Source organism: Aeromonas sp. RU39B (assembly GCF_900156095.1).
Classification (GTDB): domain Bacteria; phylum Pseudomonadota; class Gammaproteobacteria; order Enterobacterales; family Aeromonadaceae; genus Aeromonas.
This window is the reverse complement of the sequence record NZ_FTMJ01000008.1, coordinates 136,972-156,774: the sequence shown is the minus strand read 5'-3', so window position 1 is coordinate 156,774 and position 19,803 is coordinate 136,972. Positions and strand designations below refer to the sequence as shown.

General features: G+C 56.6%; 16 protein-coding genes. 10 read left to right on the top strand and 6 right to left on the bottom strand.

Annotation, left to right across the window (positions count from 1 at the left end; genetic code table 11):
• Nucleotides 1–228 precede the first annotated feature (228 nt).
• From nagB to hdfR, 5 genes are all read left to right on the top strand, one after another.
• Nucleotides 229–1,029: a glucosamine-6-phosphate deaminase gene (nagB, locus tag BW958_RS12575; RefSeq protein WP_076576094.1), complete on the top strand. Its 801-nt coding sequence runs from the start codon at nucleotides 229–231 to the stop codon at nucleotides 1,027–1,029.
• A gap of 11 nt (nucleotides 1,030–1,040) precedes the next feature.
• A complete protein-coding gene (gene nagA, locus BW958_RS12570) occupies nucleotides 1,041–2,183 on the top strand; it encodes an N-acetylglucosamine-6-phosphate deacetylase (RefSeq protein WP_076576093.1) in 1,143 nt (380 codons plus the stop codon).
• Nucleotides 2,184–2,193: 10 nt separating this feature from the next.
• On the top strand, nucleotides 2,194–3,408 hold the full coding sequence (locus BW958_RS12565) for a DNA-binding transcriptional regulator NagC (RefSeq protein WP_076576092.1): 1,215 nt from the start codon (nucleotides 2,194–2,196) through the stop codon (nucleotides 3,406–3,408).
• A gap of 189 nt (nucleotides 3,409–3,597) precedes the next feature.
• Nucleotides 3,598–3,942 (top strand): MaoP family protein, encoded by a 345-nt coding sequence (gene maoP / locus BW958_RS12560; RefSeq protein WP_076576091.1) that lies wholly within the window; start codon nucleotides 3,598–3,600, stop codon nucleotides 3,940–3,942.
• On the top strand, nucleotides 3,942–4,814 hold the full coding sequence (hdfR, locus tag BW958_RS12555; RefSeq protein ID WP_076576090.1) for an HTH-type transcriptional regulator HdfR: 873 nt from the start codon (nucleotides 3,942–3,944) through the stop codon (nucleotides 4,812–4,814). Before maoP ends, hdfR begins: the two co-directional genes overlap by 1 nt.
• A gap of 98 nt (nucleotides 4,815–4,912) precedes the next feature.
• Here the strand turns inward: hdfR and tyrA are convergent, their stop codons facing one another.
• From tyrA to glpT, 5 genes are all read right to left on the bottom strand, one after another.
• Nucleotides 4,913–6,040 carry a bifunctional chorismate mutase/prephenate dehydrogenase gene (tyrA, locus tag BW958_RS12550; RefSeq protein WP_076576089.1) on the bottom strand — a complete coding sequence of 376 codons (1,128 nt, stop codon included), beginning with the start codon at nucleotides 6,038–6,040 and terminating at the stop codon, nucleotides 4,913–4,915.
• Nucleotides 6,041–6,092: 52 nt separating this feature from the next.
• Nucleotides 6,093–7,169: a 3-deoxy-7-phosphoheptulonate synthase gene (locus tag BW958_RS12545; RefSeq protein ID WP_076576088.1), complete on the bottom strand. Its 1,077-nt coding sequence runs from the start codon at nucleotides 7,167–7,169 to the stop codon at nucleotides 6,093–6,095.
• Nucleotides 7,170–7,467: 298 nt separating this feature from the next.
• The gene (glpD, locus tag BW958_RS12540; RefSeq protein WP_076576087.1) at nucleotides 7,468–8,955 is read right to left on the bottom strand and encodes a glycerol-3-phosphate dehydrogenase; all 1,488 of its coding nucleotides are present in this window, start codon (nucleotides 8,953–8,955) and stop codon (nucleotides 7,468–7,470) included.
• A 258-nt stretch (nucleotides 8,956–9,213) separates the two neighbouring features.
• Entirely contained in the window at nucleotides 9,214–9,972 is a 759-nt protein-coding gene (locus tag BW958_RS12535; protein WP_076576086.1) for a DeoR/GlpR family transcriptional regulator, read from the bottom strand.
• 94 nt (nucleotides 9,973–10,066) lie between these two features.
• Nucleotides 10,067–11,407, bottom strand: a complete 1,341-nt coding sequence (glpT, locus tag BW958_RS12530; protein ID WP_076576146.1) for a glycerol-3-phosphate transporter — start codon at nucleotides 11,405–11,407, stop codon at nucleotides 10,067–10,069.
• 481 nt (nucleotides 11,408–11,888) lie between these two features.
• Here glpT and BW958_RS12525 point away from each other — a divergent pair, with 481 nt between their 5' ends.
• Entirely contained in the window at nucleotides 11,889–12,737 is an 849-nt protein-coding gene (locus BW958_RS12525) for an MIP/aquaporin family protein (RefSeq protein WP_076576085.1), read from the top strand.
• A gap of 68 nt (nucleotides 12,738–12,805) precedes the next feature.
• Complete coding sequence (gene glpK / locus BW958_RS12520) at nucleotides 12,806–14,305, top strand: glycerol kinase GlpK (protein WP_076576084.1); 1,500 nt, start codon at nucleotides 12,806–12,808, stop codon at nucleotides 14,303–14,305.
• A gap of 121 nt (nucleotides 14,306–14,426) precedes the next feature.
• Here glpK and BW958_RS12515 read toward each other — a convergent pair whose 3' ends face one another.
• Nucleotides 14,427–15,245, bottom strand: coding sequence for a DUF2726 domain-containing protein (locus tag BW958_RS12515; RefSeq protein ID WP_076576083.1), 819 nt, complete (start codon nucleotides 15,243–15,245; stop codon nucleotides 14,427–14,429).
• 203 nt (nucleotides 15,246–15,448) lie between these two features.
• On the opposite strand from BW958_RS12515, the gene BW958_RS12510 reads away from it, so the two are divergent.
• The 3 genes from BW958_RS12510 to ppx all read left to right on the top strand — a co-directional run bounded on the left by BW958_RS12510 (nucleotide 15,449) and on the right by ppx (nucleotide 19,582).
• Nucleotides 15,449–15,967 carry a glycine cleavage system transcriptional repressor gene (locus BW958_RS12510; RefSeq protein WP_076576082.1) on the top strand — a complete coding sequence of 173 codons (519 nt, stop codon included), beginning with the start codon at nucleotides 15,449–15,451 and terminating at the stop codon, nucleotides 15,965–15,967.
• A gap of 65 nt (nucleotides 15,968–16,032) precedes the next feature.
• A complete protein-coding gene (gene ppk1 / locus BW958_RS12505; protein ID WP_076576081.1) occupies nucleotides 16,033–18,105 on the top strand; it encodes a polyphosphate kinase 1 in 2,073 nt (690 codons plus the stop codon).
• Nucleotides 18,095–19,582 (top strand): exopolyphosphatase, encoded by a 1,488-nt coding sequence (gene ppx, locus BW958_RS12500; protein ID WP_076576080.1) that lies wholly within the window; start codon nucleotides 18,095–18,097, stop codon nucleotides 19,580–19,582. The genes ppk1 and ppx overlap by 11 nt, the downstream gene beginning before the upstream one ends.
• The last annotated feature ends 221 nt before the right edge of the window (nucleotides 19,583–19,803 follow it).

Here is a 19,803-nt window from a genome sequence, read left to right as displayed (position 1 = left end):
AAGTGCTTATCGCCAATCTGACAGTAAGCCTAGTGGCTTGATTTTCAGTCTATGTCTTTTATTTCGCTCCGCAAATTAATAAACCCTCAAACGTGATATAAATCACTTAATGTGGAGATTTCAAGCGGATTTTTGTGGCGACATACAGAATCTTTATTTACGCTATGAAACAACTATCGACCTTGTCATGCGGCTCCCCCGCCCCCCACATCTAAAAGAGGTTTCCCCATGCGCCTGATCCCACTGAAAAACTCCGCTCAAGTCGGCCTCTGGTCTGCACGCTATATCGTCGACCGTATCAACGCCTTCAAACCGACCGCCGAGCGCCCCTTCGTGCTGGGCCTGCCCACTGGCGGCACACCGCTGACAACCTACAAGCGCCTGATCGAACTCTATCAAGCCGGTGAGGTGAGCTTTGAGCACGTGGTGACCTTCAACATGGACGAGTACGTTGCACTGCCTGCGGATCATCCGGAAAGCTATCGCAGCTTCATGTTCAACAACTTCTTCAACCACGTTGATGCTCGCCTTGAAAATATCAATATCCTCAACGGCAATGCTGAGGATCTGGTGGCTGAATGCCAGCGCTACGAAGACAAGATCAAATCCTACGGCCGTATCCACCTGTTCATGGGCGGCGTGGGCAATGACGGCCACATCGCCTTCAATGAACCGGCCTCGTCACTGGCTTCGCGCACCCGCGTCAAGACCCTGACCGAAGACACCCGTATCGCCAACTCCCGCTTCTTTGGTGATGACGTCACTCAAGTACCCAAGCTGGCACTGACCGTGGGCGTGGGCACCCTGATGGATGCCGAAGAGATCCTGATCCTGGTCACCGGGCACGCCAAGGCCCAGGCGCTACAAGCCGCCGTCGAAGGCAGCGTCAACCACATGTGGACCATCTCGACCCTGCAACTGCATCCCAAGAGCATCATGGTGTGCGACGAGCCTTCAACCATGGAGCTCAAGGTCAAGACAGTACGCTACTTCCAAGAGCTGGAAGCGGCCAATATCGGCCATCTGTAAGGAGGCATGGCATGTACGCCCTGCATCACTGTACTCTCTATACCGGTGAGGGCATCCTCACCGGACGGGCCCTTATCATTGATGGCGACCGTATTCACGCCATCATCGATGAGCGCGAACTGCCTGCTGATATGCCGCGCCATGATCTGCAAGGCGCTAACCTGACCGCCGGCTTTATCGACGTGCAGCTGAACGGCTGCGGCGGGGTAATGTTCAACGACGCTATCTCGACCCAGACGCTGGCCACCATGCAGGCGGCTAACCTCAAGTCAGGCACCACCAGCTTCCTGCCGACCCTGATCACCAGCCCAGACGCCGATATGCGCCAGGCCGTCGAGGTGACCCGCGATTACATGCAGACACGCCCGAACGAAGTGCTGGGTGTGCACCTTGAGGGGCCATACACCAACTTAAAGCGCAAGGGGATCCACCCGGCCGAGCAGATCCGTCATCCCTCTGATGAGATGATCGATTTCTTTTGTGACAACAGCGATGCTATCGGCCAGATGACGCTGGCCCCGGAGCAGAACAAGCCCGAACACATCCGCCGTCTGGTGGATGCCGGAATTTTGGTCTCCGCCGGTCACACAGCAGCGAGTTACGCCCAGGCCATGGCCGGGTTTGATAACGGCATTCGCTTTGCCACCCACCTCTATAACGCCATGACACCGACCATCAACGGTCGCGAGCCCGGTGTGGTCGGTGCTATCTATGATCGCCCGGATGTCTATGCCGGCATCATCGTCGATGGCCATCATGTGCATTACGCCAATGTGCGGCTGGCCCATCGCATTCTCGGCGAGCGTTTGGTGCTGGTCACCGATGCCACCGCGCCGGCTGGCGCTGCGCAAGGTTTTGATAAGTTCGATTTTTGCGGCGCAACCGTCTATTACCGAGATGGCCAGTGTGTCGATGAGAATGGTACACTCGGCGGCTCTGCACTCACCATGATCGAAGGGGTGAAAAACCTCGTGCGAGAAGTGGGACTGCCGCTTGAGGAGGCGCTGCGTATGGCGAGCCTCTATCCCGCACGGGCCATCGGCTGGGACAACCGTCTTGGCAGCATCCAGGTCGGCAAGATTGCTAACCTGACGGTGTTCAATCAGGACTTTACTATCCTGGGTACCGTGGTGAACGGACACTATAACCAATAAGCACGACACCATGACTGGCGGACAAATAGCAAACGTAGATCTAATCAAACAGGTCAACAGTGCGGCCGTATACCGGCTGATTGATCAGCAGGGCCCGATCTCCCGGGTCAAGATTGCCGAGCTCAGTCAGTTGGCACCTGCCAGTGTCACCAAAATCACCCGGCAGCTCATTGAGCACGGGTTGATCAGAGAAAGCGCCCCCCAGGCCTCAACCGGGGGGCGTCGTGCCATTTCACTGACCACTATCAAAAACCGTTTTCAGTTTGTCTCGGCCAAACTTGGCCGCGGCTACCTGCATCTGGCCCTTTACGATCTCGATGGCAAGATGCTCGACCACCACATCACCCAGGTGAATGAAGTCGAGCAGCAGCCGGTCGTGGATATGCTACTGCGTGAGCTCGGCGCCTTTATCGACGACAATCGGGAGCGGGTGCGCCAGCTGATTGCTATCGCGCTCATCATGCCGGGTCTGGTCAATCCGGAAACCGGTATGGTCATCTATACCCCCAAGTATCAGATCCGCAATCTGCCGCTGGCCAAGCTGCTCGAGCAGCACTTTAACCTGCCCTGCTATGTCGGTAACGACACCCGCTCGCTGGCGCTGGCCGAGCACCTGTTTGGCGAGTCACGCGACTGCATGGACTCGATCCTGGTCAGCGTGCACCAGGGGACGGGCTCCGGGATCATCACCAAAGGACAGGTGTTTTTAGGGCAGAATCGCAACGTAGGCGAGATTGGTCATATCCAGGTTGAACCGCTCGGTAAGCGCTGCCACTGCGGTAACTTCGGCTGTCTGGAGACCATCGCCTCGAACGAAGCGATTGTCGAGAAGGTCAAGGAGCTCATCAGCCGTGGTCATCGCTCCAGTTTGCAAGAGCGCCACATCACCATTGAAGAGGTGTGCAAGGCCGCATTGCAGGGCGATGAGCTGGCGCGCAGCGTGCTTGAGAATGTTGGCGAGCATTTGGGACGGGCGATTGCCATTACGGTCAACCTGTTCAACCCGCAAAAGGTGCTGCTGGTTGGCGAGATCACCGCCGCTGACGACATTCTTCTACCCGCCATTCGCCGCTGTGTGGAGCATCAATCGCTGCCGAGTTTTCACCGCGGACTGCCGATTGTTAAAGCGCGCTTTCAAAACCAGCCGACTGTCGGTGGATTTGCACTGGTCAAACGGGCGCTGCTCGAAGGTGACCTGTTGCAAATCATCATGGAACAGAAGTAATTTCGCCCGTTTTTATCCCCTTTCTGGGCCGGTTTGGCCGCCTCTCTCACCCTTATGGGAGAGGCGGAACTGTTCGACACCCAATCGATGAATGTTTTTTATTGATTTGGCGAGTAAATTGATTTTGCACTCTCGCTACACCTGATGATACTTCCCGCGAAGGTAAATCTAACCACTGAAAGATCCTCTATGAGCTTCGAATCTGATAAGCGTTTCAACGACTTCAAACATTTCCCCCGTGGCCTGCGCCGCAGCGGTGAATTTACCGTGGCCGAAGCAGACTCTCTGGAAAAAAACGGCACTGTCATGCTGGCCCTCTATCAGGGAGTCCAAGCTCCCCGTGACGAGGCAGAAGCCGCCTTTGTCGCTCAGATCCAGACGGGTGAAGCAGGCACCAACCCGCATGCCAAGGTGTGGTTCAAATACCTGAAGGTGATTGGGCCCAAGCGCGTGCACCGCTTGTGCACCGTGGCCGGCTCGGCGGAAGAGACCAGTTTTGAGGCAAGCAGCAGCTCTGACGAGTCCCTGGATTAATGGACACCGAGCTGCTTCGGACCTTCATTGAGGTCAGCAAGACCCGGCATTTTGGCCGGGCTGCTGAAAACCTCTATCTCACTCAGTCTGCTGTCAGCTTTCGTATTCGCCAGCTTGAACAGCAGCTGGGTGTCAGTCTGTTTGCACGCCACCGCAATAATATCCGCCTGACCGCTTCCGGCGAGCGTCTGCTCCCTTACGCTGACGCGATTCTGCACACGCTGGGGCGCGCCAAGCAGGACGTAGCCCTCTCGCCCGGCTTTAGCCAGCAACTCGCCATTGGGGCGCCGCCCGTCTTCTGGGAACTCGATTTCAACGAATGGCTGGGCCATGTCTATGGACTGGTTCCCGGACTGGCCGTGCGCCTCGAGACCGCCTCGCGCGAGCATCTCTGCCGTCAACTGCTGGAGCGTTCGCTCGATTTGGCCCTGCTCTCCGAGCCGACCAAGATCGATGAAATCGCGCTGCATCCCATCGGTGAGCTGGTGTTTGAACTGGTTAGCCGCGATGCTGAGGTCACTCACGAGAAGCTGGCCCAGATGCCGCATATTCATCTTGATTGGGGCACCAGCTTTGAACCCCAACCGACCCGGATGCAGAGCCTGCAAAAAACGCCGGTGTTGCACTCCAGCTCGGCCGGCATGGCCCTGCAGTTTTTGCTTGGCAATGGCGGCGCCGCCTTTCTGCCACGGCGCATGGTCAGTCCTTACCTTGAGCAGGGGCGCCTGCATCCGGTCAAGGAGACCCAACCGCTCACCCGCCCGCTCTATGTGGCCTATCTGGAAAACTCAGAGCGCCGCGAACTGATCGACAGCATCCTCAGCCTCTCCCTTGGCTGGCGCGAGGATGAGCTGCGCACCGCACCGCTGTAGCAAGCGCGACAACCACGCCTGCACGGTTATCTGCTGCAGAAACAGAGAGAGGGCCGGCAGGCCCTCTATGCTTTTTGTCACTATCAACTCGGCAATGGCTACGCCAGATGGCGCCGATCATTGGCTTGCGCCAGCAGTTGCTTGCTTTCGCGCAAGAACTCACCGGCATGCGGGCCGAAATAAGCCGCGACGTCGTTAAAAGCGCGGACAAACGCGCTCCTGTCACCTTGCTCCAGCAGCGCCAGTGAGCGGCCAAATCCTTCGTAATAGCGACGGATCATGGCGAGATTATCAGGTGACGAGAGAATAATATCGGCATAGAGTGCCGGGTCTTGGGCAAACAGGCGTCCCACCATCGCCAGCTCCAGCCGGTAAATCGGAGAGCTCAGCGCCAGCAGCTGCTCGAGATCGGCCTGCTCCTCGGCCAGATGCCGCCCATAGGCGAACGTGGCAAAGTGGCGCAGCGCCTGGATCAGCGTCATGGAATGGTCGTGATCGTCTGCGCTCACATTGACCAGTCGAGCACCCCAAATGGTCATCTGCTGTCGCAGCCAGTCACTGGCCGCCTCGTCGCGACCACTGCAGCAGACAATCACCTGCTTGGCAAAACTGGCCACATCAGGACCAAACATGGGGTGTAAGCCGAGCACAGGACCAGAGTGCACCGCCAGCATGGCCGACAGTGGGCCACGTTTTACGCTGGTGACATCCACCAGCAGGCAATCATCGGGTAGCCCCTTGAGACGAGCAATCACGCTCTCGGTCACATCAATCGGCACTGCCACCAGCACCATGCCGGCATCGCTGAGCAACGCATCAGCCTGTACCCAATCGCCCTGCTCGAGCACCGCCACATCATAACCGGACAGGCGCAGCAAGGAGACAAACAGGCGACCGAGGGCACCGTGACCGCCCACGACCACCACCCGACGCAGTGCCGGGTTGACACACTTAAAGCCGGTATCTTTCTCACTGGCGTATGACTCGCGCATGATGCGGCGCAGCACATCTTCCACCAGATCGCCGGGAACCCCCTGACGCTCAGCCTCTTCACGGCGTTTGGCCAGCATGGCCGCTTCACGATCCGGGGCATAAATAGGCAAGCCGTGGCGGCTTTTCACTTCCCCCACGTCAGCCACCAGCATCAGGCGCTGGGCCAGCAAGGCGACCAATTGGCGGTCTACCTCATCAATCTTGTCCCTCAGGACATTCAACTCTTCGGACATGACTCTTTACTCACCAATGAGCCGCCTCACGGCGGCCCACTTTATGGATTCATCAGGCGGACTGCCGACGCGCTTTTAGCGCCGAGCCCAGCTCGCGGTTCGCTCGCTCAAGCAGCTCAGCAGTGCTCTCCCAACCGATACACGCATCGGTGATGGAGACGCCGTAGCGCATGCATTCACGCGGCTGCTCGGAAGATTGGTTGCCCTCGTCCAGATGGGATTCGAGCATCAGGCCGATGATAGCTTTATTACCTTCCTGGATCTGGCGAATCACATTGTCAGCCACTTTGGGCTGCAGGCGGTAGTCCTTGTTGGAGTTACCGTGACTGCAATCAACCACCAGGCAAGGAGTCAGTCCTGCCTGCTCCATCGCCTCTTCAGCCAGCGACACGTTGACCGAGTCGTAGTTCGGCGCCTTGCCGCCACGCAGGATCACATGACCGTCCGGATTACCCTGGGTCTGCAGCAGCGCAACCTGTCCCTGCTGGTTGATCCCCATAAAGGCATGGGAAGAAGAGGCAGCGCGCATCGCATTGATGGCAGTACCCAGATTACCATCGGTGCCGTTCTTAAACCCGACCGGCATCGAGAGACCCGAGGCCATCTCGCGGTGCGTTTGCGACTCGGTAGTACGCGCCCCGATAGCCGACCAAGAGAAGAGATCTGCCAGATATTGCGGGCTGATGGGGTCAAGCGCTTCGGTAGCCAGCGGCAACTCCAGCTCGGCAAGCCAGCACAACAGCTCACGCGCCTGATGCAACCCTTGCTCGATATCAAACGTGCCATCTAGCTTGGGGTCGTTGATAAATCCCTTCCAGCCCACAGTGGTCCGCGGTTTCTCAAAATAGACCCGCATAACGATATAGAGAGAGTCACGGTATGCATCGTGCAGCGCCTTGAGGCGGGTTGCGTACTCTTTGGCTGCATCGATGTCATGAATAGAGCAAGGTCCGCAGATCACCAACAAGCGGTGATCACGGCGATGGATGATGTTGGAGATGGTATGGCGCGCTTGCTGAATAAAGGCCAGCGCGTGCTCCGACACCGGCAGCTTGGCCTTGAGCTCGGCCGGGGTGATCATCACCTGCTCGGACTGGATATGAATATCGGTAAGGGCATCTTTGTGCATGAGTGAACTCTCTCTCGTTTAACTGACAACCACTGCGGTGATGTAAATTTAAGTTTACTTACGTTCACTCACAGCTACGCAACCGACGCTCACCATACCAACTCAGCGTGATTTGGCAAGATAAAATCTAACTTATCTCGCAAAAACACCTCTTTAGTTCAGTAAATAGAGTTCAGTCGACAATCTCATTACACTCAAAACACAATAGTCGTAAATAAAATATTACAGCCAAACACTTCGGATCATATAAACAAACAAACCCCATAAAGGGGCCTGTTTTTAGATGCTTAGCTCGATATCAGCTCGCTTTGGGCAGCACATGAGGTTCACGCTCCAGCCAGCGCGCCAATCGCTGGCGGCCTGCTTCATCAAGACGCAGACCCAGCTTGCTACGGCGCCACAAAATATCGTCAACAGTCACTGCCCACTCGCGCTCGACCAGATAGCGCACTTCGGCTTCGCATAATCCAGCACCGAACTCCTCGCCACGGGGCTGCCCCAACCAAAGACGGGCATGGCTGCCATACGCTTCGGCGATGCGCAGTGCATTGCGATCATCCAGCCAGTCAAACTCCAGTGCGTAAGCACGGGCCAGCTCGGTGACCGAGCAATCAAACTCACCGCCTGGTAAACGGCTCTTGGCTGTCCAGTCAGTGCCCATCTGCGGATACCAGGCGTTCAATTTATGGCAGGCTGCTTCGGCCAGTTTGCGATAGGTCGTCAGTTTGCCGCCAAACACCGAGAGTAGCGGTGCCTCCCCTTCTGCACCATTGACCTCCAGAGTGTAATCGCGCGTCACGGCTTGGGGCGAGTCCGACTCGTCATCACAAAGTGGGCGCACACCGGCGTAAGTCCAGACCACATCTTGCGCCGTTATCTGTTGACGGAAGTGAGCATTGACCACCTTGCACAGATATTCAATTTCCTCGGCGCTCATCTTGGCGTCGCGCGGGCTGCTCTTGTGCTCCACATCAGTGGTGCCGATCAGTGAAAAAACCTGCTGATAAGGGATCACAAACACGATGCGCTTGTCTTCGTTTTGCAGAATGTACGCCTCTTCACGTTCGTGAATCCGCGGCACCACCATGTGGCTCCCCTTGATAAGGCGGATGCCGCGCGGTGAGCGCTCATGCAACGCATCATCATAAAACTGCCTGACCCAGGGACCAGCCGCATTGACCAACCCGGCAGCCGTGACGGTAAAGCGCTCCCCCCCCTCACGTTCAAGGGTCACTCGCCACTGTTTGCCTTCACGTTTGGCATCGACGCAGGTCGTGCGTGTTGCGATGGTGGCGCCCTTGTCACGGGCCTGCATGGCATTGAGTACCACCAGCCGGGCATCATCGACCCAAGCATCGGAGTATTCAAATCCCTTGTTGATACCGGGTTTGAGTCCATCGCTGCTGGCAAAACGCAGCCCGACACTACCCTTGAGGCGATTACGTTTGGCGAGGTTGTCATACAAAAACAGGCCGGCACGGATCATCCAAGCCGGGCGGAGATGGGGGCGATGGGGCAGACGAAAACGCATGGGACGGGCGATATGAGGCGCCATGCCCAGCAACACTTCGCGCTCTGCCAGCGCCTCTTTCACCAGACGAAACTCATAATGCTCGAGATAACGCAGACCACCGTGGATCAGCTTGCTGGAGTTGGACGAGGTCGCCGAGGCCAGATCGCTGGCTTCATAGAGGGCGACCTTCAACCCGCGACCGGCCGCATCGGCCGCAATGCCGACGCCATTAATGCCGCCACCGATGACGACCAGATCATAATGCTCGCTCATGTTCACCTTCTTGCTCTTTATCTATTCGCTATGCGCGTTTGCGTTTGTTTTCGCTCATATTAGAAGATTAAAAGAGTAATTCGAACATGAAATGAAAAAAATGTGATCAAAATGCGACTCTTCCACCCCGATTGGAGTAACACCATATCAACTGTGTGGCAACATATGCATCCCTTTACGTCGTTCGCAAAACAAAGGGCCCGCAACGGTTATCGCTGCGGGCCCTGTTCACTGCCTGAATGGATTAGCTACTAGCTATCAGCAGACATGGTATTCAATCTGGTGGGCATCCATGATGCGAACCAGCTTGTCGGGAGGGGGTTGATCGGTAAACAGGGCATGGATCTGGTTGATGTTGCCCAGGTTCACCATGGCGTTGCGGCCAAATTTGGTGTGATCGGCCGCCAGCAGCACCTGACGGGAATACTTGATGATGGCTTGGGCAATCTTCACTTCGTGATAGTCAAAATCGAGCAGTGAACCGTCAAGATCGATCCCCGATATCCCGATCACGCCATAATCCATGCGAAACTGCCCGATAAAATCCCGGGTTGCCTCACCCACGATACCACCGTCACGATTGCGGATTTCACCACCGGCAATGATCACCGTGAAGTCATCCTTGGCGGTCAGAATGCTGGCTACGTTGAGGTTGTTGGTCACAATGCGCAGGTCGCGGTGCCCAAGCAGCGCACGCGCCACGGCTTCCGTGGTCGTACCAATATCGATAAACAGGGAAGAGCCATCGGGAATATGGGCCGCAACGGCCTGAGCAATGCGATCCTTCTCTTTAAGTTGCATCACTTTGCGGGTGGTATATGCGGTATTGACAGTGCTGGAGTGCAGCGAGGCGCCACCGTGGTGACGCCGAATCTTGTTCTGCTCGGCCAGGTCGTTGAGATCCCGGCGGATAGTCTGAGGACTCACATCAAAGTGGCTGACCAGGTCCTCTGTCGACACAAATCCCTGACGAGTAAGTACATCCAGTATTTCTTGGTGCCGTTGCGTCTGCTTCACCGAGCTCCTCCAACCTGACTGATAAAGGCCTCATCACTGAGGCCTTTGCAGTCTACCCCAAGACCGGTGGGGCAGATAGGTCGCCCATCACCTTTTAGGCTTGTTGCGCAACCATCTCGTTATCGTGCTTGAGAGTCAGCGCAATAAACAGGATGGAGAGTACGCACGAAACGGTCAGCACCATAAAGCCGCCATCCCAACCAAAGTGGTCAACGGTGTAGCCAAGCATAGCGTTCGCTGCCACCGCGCCGCCCAGATAACCGAACAGACCGGTAAAGCCTGCCGCCGTACCGGCTGCCTTCTTCGGCGCCAGCTCCAGAGCATGCAGACCAATCAGCATGACCGGACCGTAGATAAGGAAACCGATCGAGATCAGAGCCAGCATATCAACGGTTGGGTTACCTGCCGGGTTGAACCAGTACACCAGCACGCCCACAGTCACCAGTGCCATGAACAGGATGCCGGCCGGTGCACGGCGTCCCTGGAAGAACTTGTCTGACATCCAGCCACACAGCAAAGTGCCAGGGATCCCGGCCCACTCATAGAGGAAGTAAGCCCAGGAGGTTTTATCCATGCTAAAGCCCTTGGCTTCCTTCAGATAGGTCGGCGCCCAGTCCAGTACGCCATAACGAATGAGGTAGACGAACGCGTTGGCAATCGCGATGTACCACAGCAGTTTGTTATTGAGCACGTATTTAACGAAGATCTCCTTGGCTGAAAGCTCCTTCTCATGCTCGGCACTGTAATCAGCCGGATAGTCGTTTTTGTACTCTTCGACCGACGGCAGGCCGATCGATTGCGGCGTATCACGCATCACAAAAAAAGCCAGCACGGCGATAGCTGCCGCGCAGGCGGCCGGCACATAGAAGGCACTGCGCCAGTCGTTAAACCAGCCCATTCCAAGGATAAACAGTGGCCCAATCATGCCACCACCGACGTTGTGGGCCACGTTCCAAACCGACACGATACTGCCGCGCTCCTTGTGCGACCACCAGTGCACCATGGTGCGACCGCAGGGCGGCCAGCCCATGCCTTGTGCCCAGCCGTTAAGGAACAGCATCACGAACATAATGCCGATGCTGGACGTCGCCCAGTGCATCGTTCCCATCATGTACATGAGGATCGCCGAGAGCAGCAAACCGGCGGAGAGGAAATAACGCGCATTCGAGCGATCCGAGATGTTCCCCATCAGGAACTTGGACAGTCCGTAGGCAATCGAGACGCCCGAGAGCGCAAACCCGAGATCACCCCGGGAGAAACCTTGCTCAATCAGGTAGGGCATAGCCAGGCTGAAGTTCTTGCGAACCAGATAGTAGCCGGCGTAGCCAAAAAATATCCCGAAAAAAATCTGCCAGCGCATCCGTTTGTAAAGCGGATCAACCTGGTCAGCAGGCAACCGGGCAATGTGTGGCGCCGGTTTGAAAAGACCCAACATCATATGACGTTCCTTCTGTGTTGTAGCGAGACCGGACAAGCCGGGAATTCGAGCAATTACCACTTCGAATTCGCTCGCATTATGTTCAGAAAGGAACATTTAAACTGTGACAGAAACAAAATATTACAGTTTTGTGACACAATTAATAACATTATCACTGGTCATACCATTGCTGCAGCCCTTGATACCATTGGTGTTGTTACCCACTTAGGGTTATATCGTTATGGTATATTTGCGAGCGGTCACATTTTGTTAGCAACATGTGCGATCTCGAGCACACTTCTACCGCGTGGGGTCTAACGGCTTTTATGCAGAGGGCGTAATGTTGCGCTATCCCGGAAACGAGCAAAAACGAACATAAAGTTTGAGCTCGCTCAAACAACATACAAGGTCGCGTTTTCGGGCAAAAAGGTCGTTAGAACAAACCTTAGAACGTCAGGGGTGTGCCCCCATGGTGGATAGATAATAAAAGGAACGAGATATGAGCATACAAAGACCCAACACCCTGCTTGGCGAGTGTTTCGCCGAGTTCCTTGGTACCGGCCTGCTGATATTTTTCGGCGTGGGATGTGTCGCAGCACTGGTACTGACTGGCGCCAACTTCGGGCAATGGGAAATCTCCATTACCTGGGGTCTCGGTGTCGCCATCGCCGTTTATGTAACCGGTGGCATCTCCGGTGCCCACTTGAACCCGGCTGTTACGCTGGCTCTGGCCACCTTCTGTGGCTTTGACAAGCGCAAAATCGTTCCTTACATCGTGGCTCAGGTAGCCGGCGCGTTCTGCTTCGCCGCTCTGGTCTACTTCCTCTATGGCAGCCTGTTCACCGAGTGGGAAACCACCCACAATGTGGTGCGCGGTAGCCAGGAGAGCCTCGGCACCGCCGGGATCTTCTCGACCTATGCCAAGCCGCAACTGTCCAACCTGCACGCCTTCTTTGTCGAGTTGACCATCACCGCTGTGCTGATGACCGGTATTCTGGCGCTGGGTGACAATAACAATGGCGCGCCCAAGGGCTTTGCTGCTGCCCTGCTGATCGGTGTGCTGATTGCCGTTATCGGTGCCTCCCTTGGCCCGCTCACCGGCTTTGCGATGAACCCGGCCCGTGACTTTGGTCCGAAGTTCTTCGCCTACATGGCAGGCTGGGGCGATATGGCCCTGACCGGTGGCCGTGACAACCCCTACTTCTGGGTGCCCATCCTTGGCCCGATCGTCGGAGCTCAAATTGGCGCAGCCCTCTACGTGAAAGTACTGGCTCCGTGCGTACCGGGTAACCGTGTCGTCACCGAAGAAGCCAAAACCGCCGCATCCAAGAAAGAGGTTGCTGCTTAAGTAGTAGCCCCTACAAAAAAGAGGCTGCCGCCTAAGTGGCAGCCCCTACAATAAACGTGGAGAACATCATGACTGCAGATAAGAAATACGTTGTTGCTCTGGACCAAGGTACCACCTCTTCCCGCGCAATTGTCTTCGATCAGGACGCCAACATCGTTGCCGTCTCCCAGCGCGAATTCACCCAGCACTACCCCAAGGCGGGCTGGGTAGAGCACGACCCGATGGAGATTTGGGCCACCCAATCCTCCGTCTTTACCGAAGTACTGGCCAAGACCGGCCTGCACAGTGACCAAATTGCTGCCATCGGTATCACCAACCAGCGTGAAACTACTGTGGTGTGGGAAAAGGCCACCGGCAAACCCATCTACAACGCCATCGTGTGGCAGTGCCGCCGTACCGCGTCTATCTGTGAAGAGCTCAAAGCACGCGGCCTGGAAGAGTATGTCCGTGAAAACACCGGCCTCGTGGTCGATGCCTATTTCTCCGGTACCAAGGTCAAGTGGATTCTGGATAACGTAGAAGGCGCCCGTGAAAAGGCCATGAACGGCGAGCTGCTGTTCGGTACCATCGATACCTGGTTGGTCTGGAAGATGACCAACGGCGAAGTGCATGTCACCGACCCGACCAACGCATCGCGTACCATGCTCTATAACATTCGCGATCTGAAGTGGGACGAGAAGATGCTCGACGAACTCGGCATCCCGATGTCCATGATGCCGGAAGTCAAACCCTCCTCCTCGGTCTATGGCTATACCACTCGTGGTGGTGGCTCGCGTATCCCCATCGCCGGTATCGCCGGTGACCAGCAAGCCGCCCTGTTCGGTCAGCTCTGCTTCGAGAAGGGGATGGCCAAGAACACCTACGGTACTGGCTGCTTCCTGCTGATGAACACCGGTACCGAGCCGGTTCGCTCCCACAACGGTCTGCTGACCACCGTGGCAGTTGGTCCCAAGGGTGACGTGAACTACGCACTGGAAGGTGCCGTGTTCATGGGTGGTGCCACCATCCAGTGGCTGCGTGATGAGCTGAAGATCATCCACGATGCCCGCGATACCAGCTACTTCGCGACCAAGGTCGCCGACACCAACGGTGTCTATCTGGTTCCGGCCTTCGTCGGTCTGGGCGCCCCCTACTGGGATCCGTATGCTCGCGGCACCATGGTGGGTCTGACCCGTGGCGCTAACCGCAACCACATCATCCGTGCCGCACTGGAATCCATCGCCTATCAAAGCCGTGATGTGCTTGATGCGATGCAGGAAGACTCCGGCATCAAGCTCTCTGCCCTGAAGGTTGATGGCGGCGCCGTCGCTAACGACTTCCTGATGCAATTCCAGTCCGACATGACCAATACCCCGGTGGTACGTCCGACTCGTATCGAAACCACCGCTATGGGTGCAGCCTTCCTGGCCGGTCTGGCTGTGGGCTTCTGGGCCAGCGCTGACGAGCTGAAGAACAAGTTCAGCGTAGACCGCGAGTTCACTCCGCAGATGGAGGTTGCCCAACGTGACAACTTCTACCGCGGCTGGAAGAAAGCCGTTGAGCGCTCCCGCCACTGGGCTGAGGAATAACGACAATCCCGCGCAGAAATCAAAAGGCCAGCGTCATGCTGGCCTTTTCTTTTGCCCGATGGCGGCGGTATCGCGCTTTATGGCACGTTGCAACTATCGGGATGGGGCGTTATCTCGCTAGTCAATGACTAACTCGTTTGTCGGTCAAGGTCGCATAACGGCACTCGGGAAAGCGGGTGCAGGTCATGAAATACTGACCGGCCTGCGGCCCCTTGCGTGCCAGTCGCTCCACCAGCGGGGACGAGCAGCGCGGGCATTGGGTATGCACTTTCTTGACCGGTTTGACCTCGGGCAAGCGCCCTTCTACCTCAACCTCATCAATCAGGACCGGGTTGAGCGTCGGTTCACGCCGGCCGCCTACATCGATGCCATCGAGCGAAATGGCGCCAAATGTCGGCTCGTTGCCAAAATCGCGATCGTGGTGATGCTCATCGACAACCGGTGGCTCTTCGTTGTCTTCTTCGAGCAGCCCCAACTCGGGCTCCAGATAGTAGTGCAGCTGGGTGCGCAGATGATCGACGTCATACTCATTGGCAGGAGGGACCGCCAACAGGGCCAGCCCACCGGCGGCGCACGCTTTGCGTCTGAAATCCTCGGCATGGCCCTCCTCTTCCTCAAGGACGATACCACACAGGGGGGCACCGTCTTCGGGGTCGATCAGCACATAGTCGAGGTCCCAACAGGTCAGCTCATCCTGAGCTCGCTGCCACTTGCGGGCACCCAGTTTATCGGAGGGTGACAGTACATTGGCCAAGTTGACCTTGCACAATACCCGGGCCTGCCCTTCAACTGCCTCACCGAGCGCCACAAACAGCGCCAACTCTTCACTATCCAGTACATTTTCCACACGACGGTAGTGAGAGGGATTGCCTCCACGACGCATCCACCACAGCAAGCCCGCCACTAGCAACAACAATACGGCAAACCAGACCAGGCCCATCACTCCTCCTGCACCCACATCACATTTGGGCTGAAAAAAACGCGCAATACTTTAGCATGTAGGTATGGGCCTGTCAGTTATTGACGCGCCGGCGGCCCATCAGGGCCTCTGAGGCCGAAACCTTGGGTGGTTTTTTCCGCTGTGGTGGCTTCATCTGGGCGAGCCGCACAGGCACAATAGAGTGGCATGACATGGAGGATAAGATGCAAAAACAACTGGTTATCACCGTTATCGGTCCCGACAGACCCGGCATCGTCGAAACCCTGGCGGCCGCCGTGACGAACGTCAATGGCAACTGGCTGGCAAGCTCCATGAGCGAGCTGGCAGGGCAGTTTGCCGGTATCTTGCAAGTCGCATTGCCAGAGAGTGCCGTCGCGCCGCTTAAAGCCGCATTAAGCGCCCTGCCCGATCTGCAGATCACCTTGGCGGAAGGCAGTGATGGCGCCGAACTCGACGAATCATCGCAACTGCTGATGACCGTGACCGGCAACGATCGCCCCGGCATCGTCCATGAGCTTGCCACCGTACTGCACCGTCTAGATGTCAACGTGGTCGATCTCACCACCGGCTGCGAAGCCGCCGCTCACAGTGGCGCTCCGCTCTTTTATGCTCATGCTCTGGTGGCACTGCCGGCCAGTATCAGTCAGGAGCAACTGGTGAGCGAGCTTGAATCCCTGTCGGACGATCTGATGATCGATATCGACCGCGAAGAGCAGGACTAAGCCAACGTCATTAAAGCGTAATCAAAGCGTCATATAACGAGCCGAACACACCACAGAGGCACATCATGAGCACGGATCAGTTGTACGTGGAAAAAGAGCTCAGCTGGCTCGCTTTCAATGAACGGGTATTGCAGGAAGCCATGGATAAAACGGTGCCGCTCATTGAGCGGGTCCGCTTTCTCGGTATCTTCTCCTCCAATCAGGATGAGTTTTTCAAGGTGCGCGTTTCAGATGTCAAACGCCGCATTTTGATTAACGAAGAGCACGGTGGCGACGAAGAGGCCAAAGTGCTGCTGCGCGCCATTCAGCAAAAAGTGTTGTCGCTGGGCGAAGCCTTCGATGCCACCTATCGCGAACTGCTGCTGGCGCTAGCGCGCCACAACATTTTCCTGGTCAACGAAAACCAGCTGTCAGAGCCGATCCAGACCTGGATAGATATCTTCTTTAAAGAGAAGGTGCTGCGCCATATCATCCCGATCCTGCTCAATAAAGAGGTTAACCCGGCCAAGTTCCTGAAAGACGAACGGACCTACCTCGCCATCGAGATGAAAAAGCAGGGTCAGGTGATTCAATACGCCTTGGTGGAAGTGCCGACTGACGATTTGCCACGTTTTATTCAGCTGCCGCCCGATGGCACTCGTCGCCGCAAGCAGATCATGCTGCTCGACAACATCATCCGCCTCAATCTGGACAACATCTTCCGCGGCTTTTTCAACTACGACGAGATATCGGCCTATGCCGTAAAGCTCACCCGTGACGCCGAATATGACCTGTCCGATCAGCTCGATATGAGTCTGGTTGACAAGATGAGTGACGGCCTCAAGCAGCGGCTGACTGCCATGCCGGTGCGTTTTGTCTATGAGCGCGAAATGCCAGCTGCGATGATTAGCTTTCTCAAGCTCAAGCTGCAGATCAGCTCCTACGACGCCATCATTCCGGGCGGGCGCTATCACAACTTCAAGGACTTCATCGGTTTTCCCAATGTCGGGCGCGACTATCTGGAAAACGGCAAGTTGCCGGCCCTCGATTGCCGGGATTTTGACGGCTTCGTCAACGCCTTTGATGCCATCAAGCAGCGGGATATCCTGCTCTACTACCCCTATCACAAGTTCCACCACTTTACCGAGCTGGTGCGTCAGGCCGCCTTCGACCCGGCAGTGACGGCCATGCGTATCAATATCTACCGGGTGGCCAAAAAATCGCGCATCATTCACTCACTGATTGATGCCGCCAACAACGGTAAGAAGGTTACCGTGGTGGTTGAGTTGCGCGCTCGCTTTGATGAAGCAGCCAACATCGATTGGGCCAACATCCTGACCGATGCGGGTGTGCGGGTGGTGTTTGGGGTGCCGAGCCTCAAGATCCACTCCAAGCTCTGCCTTATCACCCGCATGGAAAATGGCGAACCGGTGCGTTATGCCCATATCGGTACAGGTAACTTCAATGAACGCACCGCCAAGATTTATACCGACTTCTCGCTGCTGACCTGCCATCCGGAGATCACGGCCGAAGTCGAGAGCGTGTTCGAGTACATCGAATACCCCTACCGCCGCTACAAGTTCAACCACCTGCTGGTCTCCCCCATCAACTCGCGCCGCCAGCTCTATCGCATGCTCGACAACGAGATTGCCAATGCCAAGGCGGGTCTAGAATCGGGGATTTTCCTAAAAATCAACAATCTGGTAGACCGGGATCTTATCAACCGGCTCTATGCCGCCGGTCAGGCGGGGGTCCCTATCCAGATGATCATTCGCGGCATGTGTGCCATGCGCCCCGGCGTGCCGGGATTGAGCGAGAACATCAAGGTTGTCAGTATCATCGACCGCTTCCTTGAGCACCCGCGCGTCATGGTGTTCCACAACAAGGGCAATCAGCAGATCTACATCTCCAGCGCCGACTGGATGACCCGTAATATCGATGGTCGAATCGAGGTGGGCACCCCCATTTATGACGATCGCCTGCGCCAGCGCATTCTCGATATTCTCGATCTGCAGTGGAATGACACCACCAAGGCCCGTATGATCGACGCCGAGCAGAAGAACGAGTACGTCAAGCGTGGTAACCGGCGCAAACTGCGCAGCCAGGTTGCCATCTATGACTACCTCAAACAGATTGAGGAGAAGAGCGGTGGACAATAGTCTCTACGCCGCCGTGGATCTGGGATCCAACAGCTTTCATATGATCATCGCCCACCTAAGCGAGGGGCGCTTTCGTATTATCGACCGCATCAAGGAGCGGGTGCGTCTGGCCGAGGGGATGGATGCGCAAAAGCGCATGAGCGCCGAAGCCATGGAGCGCGGCCTCTCCTGTCTGTCGCTGTTTGCCGAGCGGCTGGCCAACATCCGCCCGGACCATGTGCGCATCGCGGGTACCTATACCCTGCGCCGCGCCAGCAACGCCCGTGATTTTGTGCTGCAAGCGAGCCAACTGCTGCATCATCCCATCGAGGTGATCAGCGGCCAGGAAGAAGCCCGCTTGATCTACCAAGGGGTCGCCCATACCCAGCATGTGGAAGGTCAGGTGCTGGTGGTGGATATCGGCGGCGGAAGTACCGAAATCATCATCGGCGAAGGCTTTAGTCCGCTGGCGCTCACCAGCCGCAAGATGGGCTGCGTGAGCTTTACTCAGCAGTTTTTCTCCGACGGTAAATTAACAGACCGCCAGTTCACGGCCGCCATGCTGGAAGCCCAGCATCAACTTGATCCGATTCTGGAGCAGTACCGCTCACTGGGCTGGCAAAGTTGCCTCGGCAGCTCAGGTTCGGTGCGTACCGTGTATGATGTGCTGCAGCAAGAGGGGATGAGCGATTGCGGTATTACCCTCAGCGCCCTGGAGTTGCTGCGCCAAAAGATGGTGGAGAGCCGCAAGGTGAGCCACCTCAAGCTGGCCGGCCTTCCCGACGAGCGCCGCGAAGTGCTGGCTGCAGGTGTGGCCATTCTGCTGGCGCTGTTTCACTCACTCAAGATTGAGCGGATGGATTACTCAGATGGCGCGCTGCGTGAAGGCCTGCTCTATGAATTCGAAGAGCGCCTGCAGCACCACGACATTCGTGAGCGCACGGCAGATGCCCTGGCCCGCCATTATCGACTCGATGTGCGTCAGGCAAGCCGGGTAGAACAAACCGCGCTGGCGCTGTTTGATGCGGTGCAGGCGCCCTGGGCGCTAGAGCAAGCCCCCTACCGGGATATGCTCGGCTGGGCAGCTCGCCTGCATGAAATCGGTATGGCAATTAACTACAGCGGCATTCATCGCCATTCAGCCTATATCCTGCAGCACACCGATCTGCCGGGTTTTAGCCAGGAGGATCAAACCCTGCTGGCGGCAATGGTTCGCTTCCAGCGCAAGGCGCTGCGTCTTGATGAGATGCCCCCTCTACCCAGCCACGACGAGACCACGGTATTGCGTTGTATCCGCCTGCTGCGCCTTGCCGTTGCACTGCATCACCGCCGCCAGGACGACCTGGTGCCGCCACTGTCGGCCAGTGCCGAGGGTGACAGCATCAGCCTGACGCTACCGGAAAGCTGGTGCGAGGCAAATCGTCTGTTGATGCAGAATCTGGAAAAAGAACAGCGCTACTGCCGGGAAATGGGCTGGCGACTGGAACTTCTCTCCTGAACATTTTCTATGCAACAGGCACCCCGGCGGTGCCTGTTTTTTTGCTATCTACTCCGCAAATTCACAGCAAACCGGTCCAATCACTGGCAAACAGTGGGCATCGGTATGCAATACTTTGAAAAACAGCGGGTTATTCATTCGCACTCACGAATTTATTGAGTACCATCTGTTAAGGAAGCGCAAAGCGCCATTGGAAGATGGAACGAAGATTGCTTGAGTCA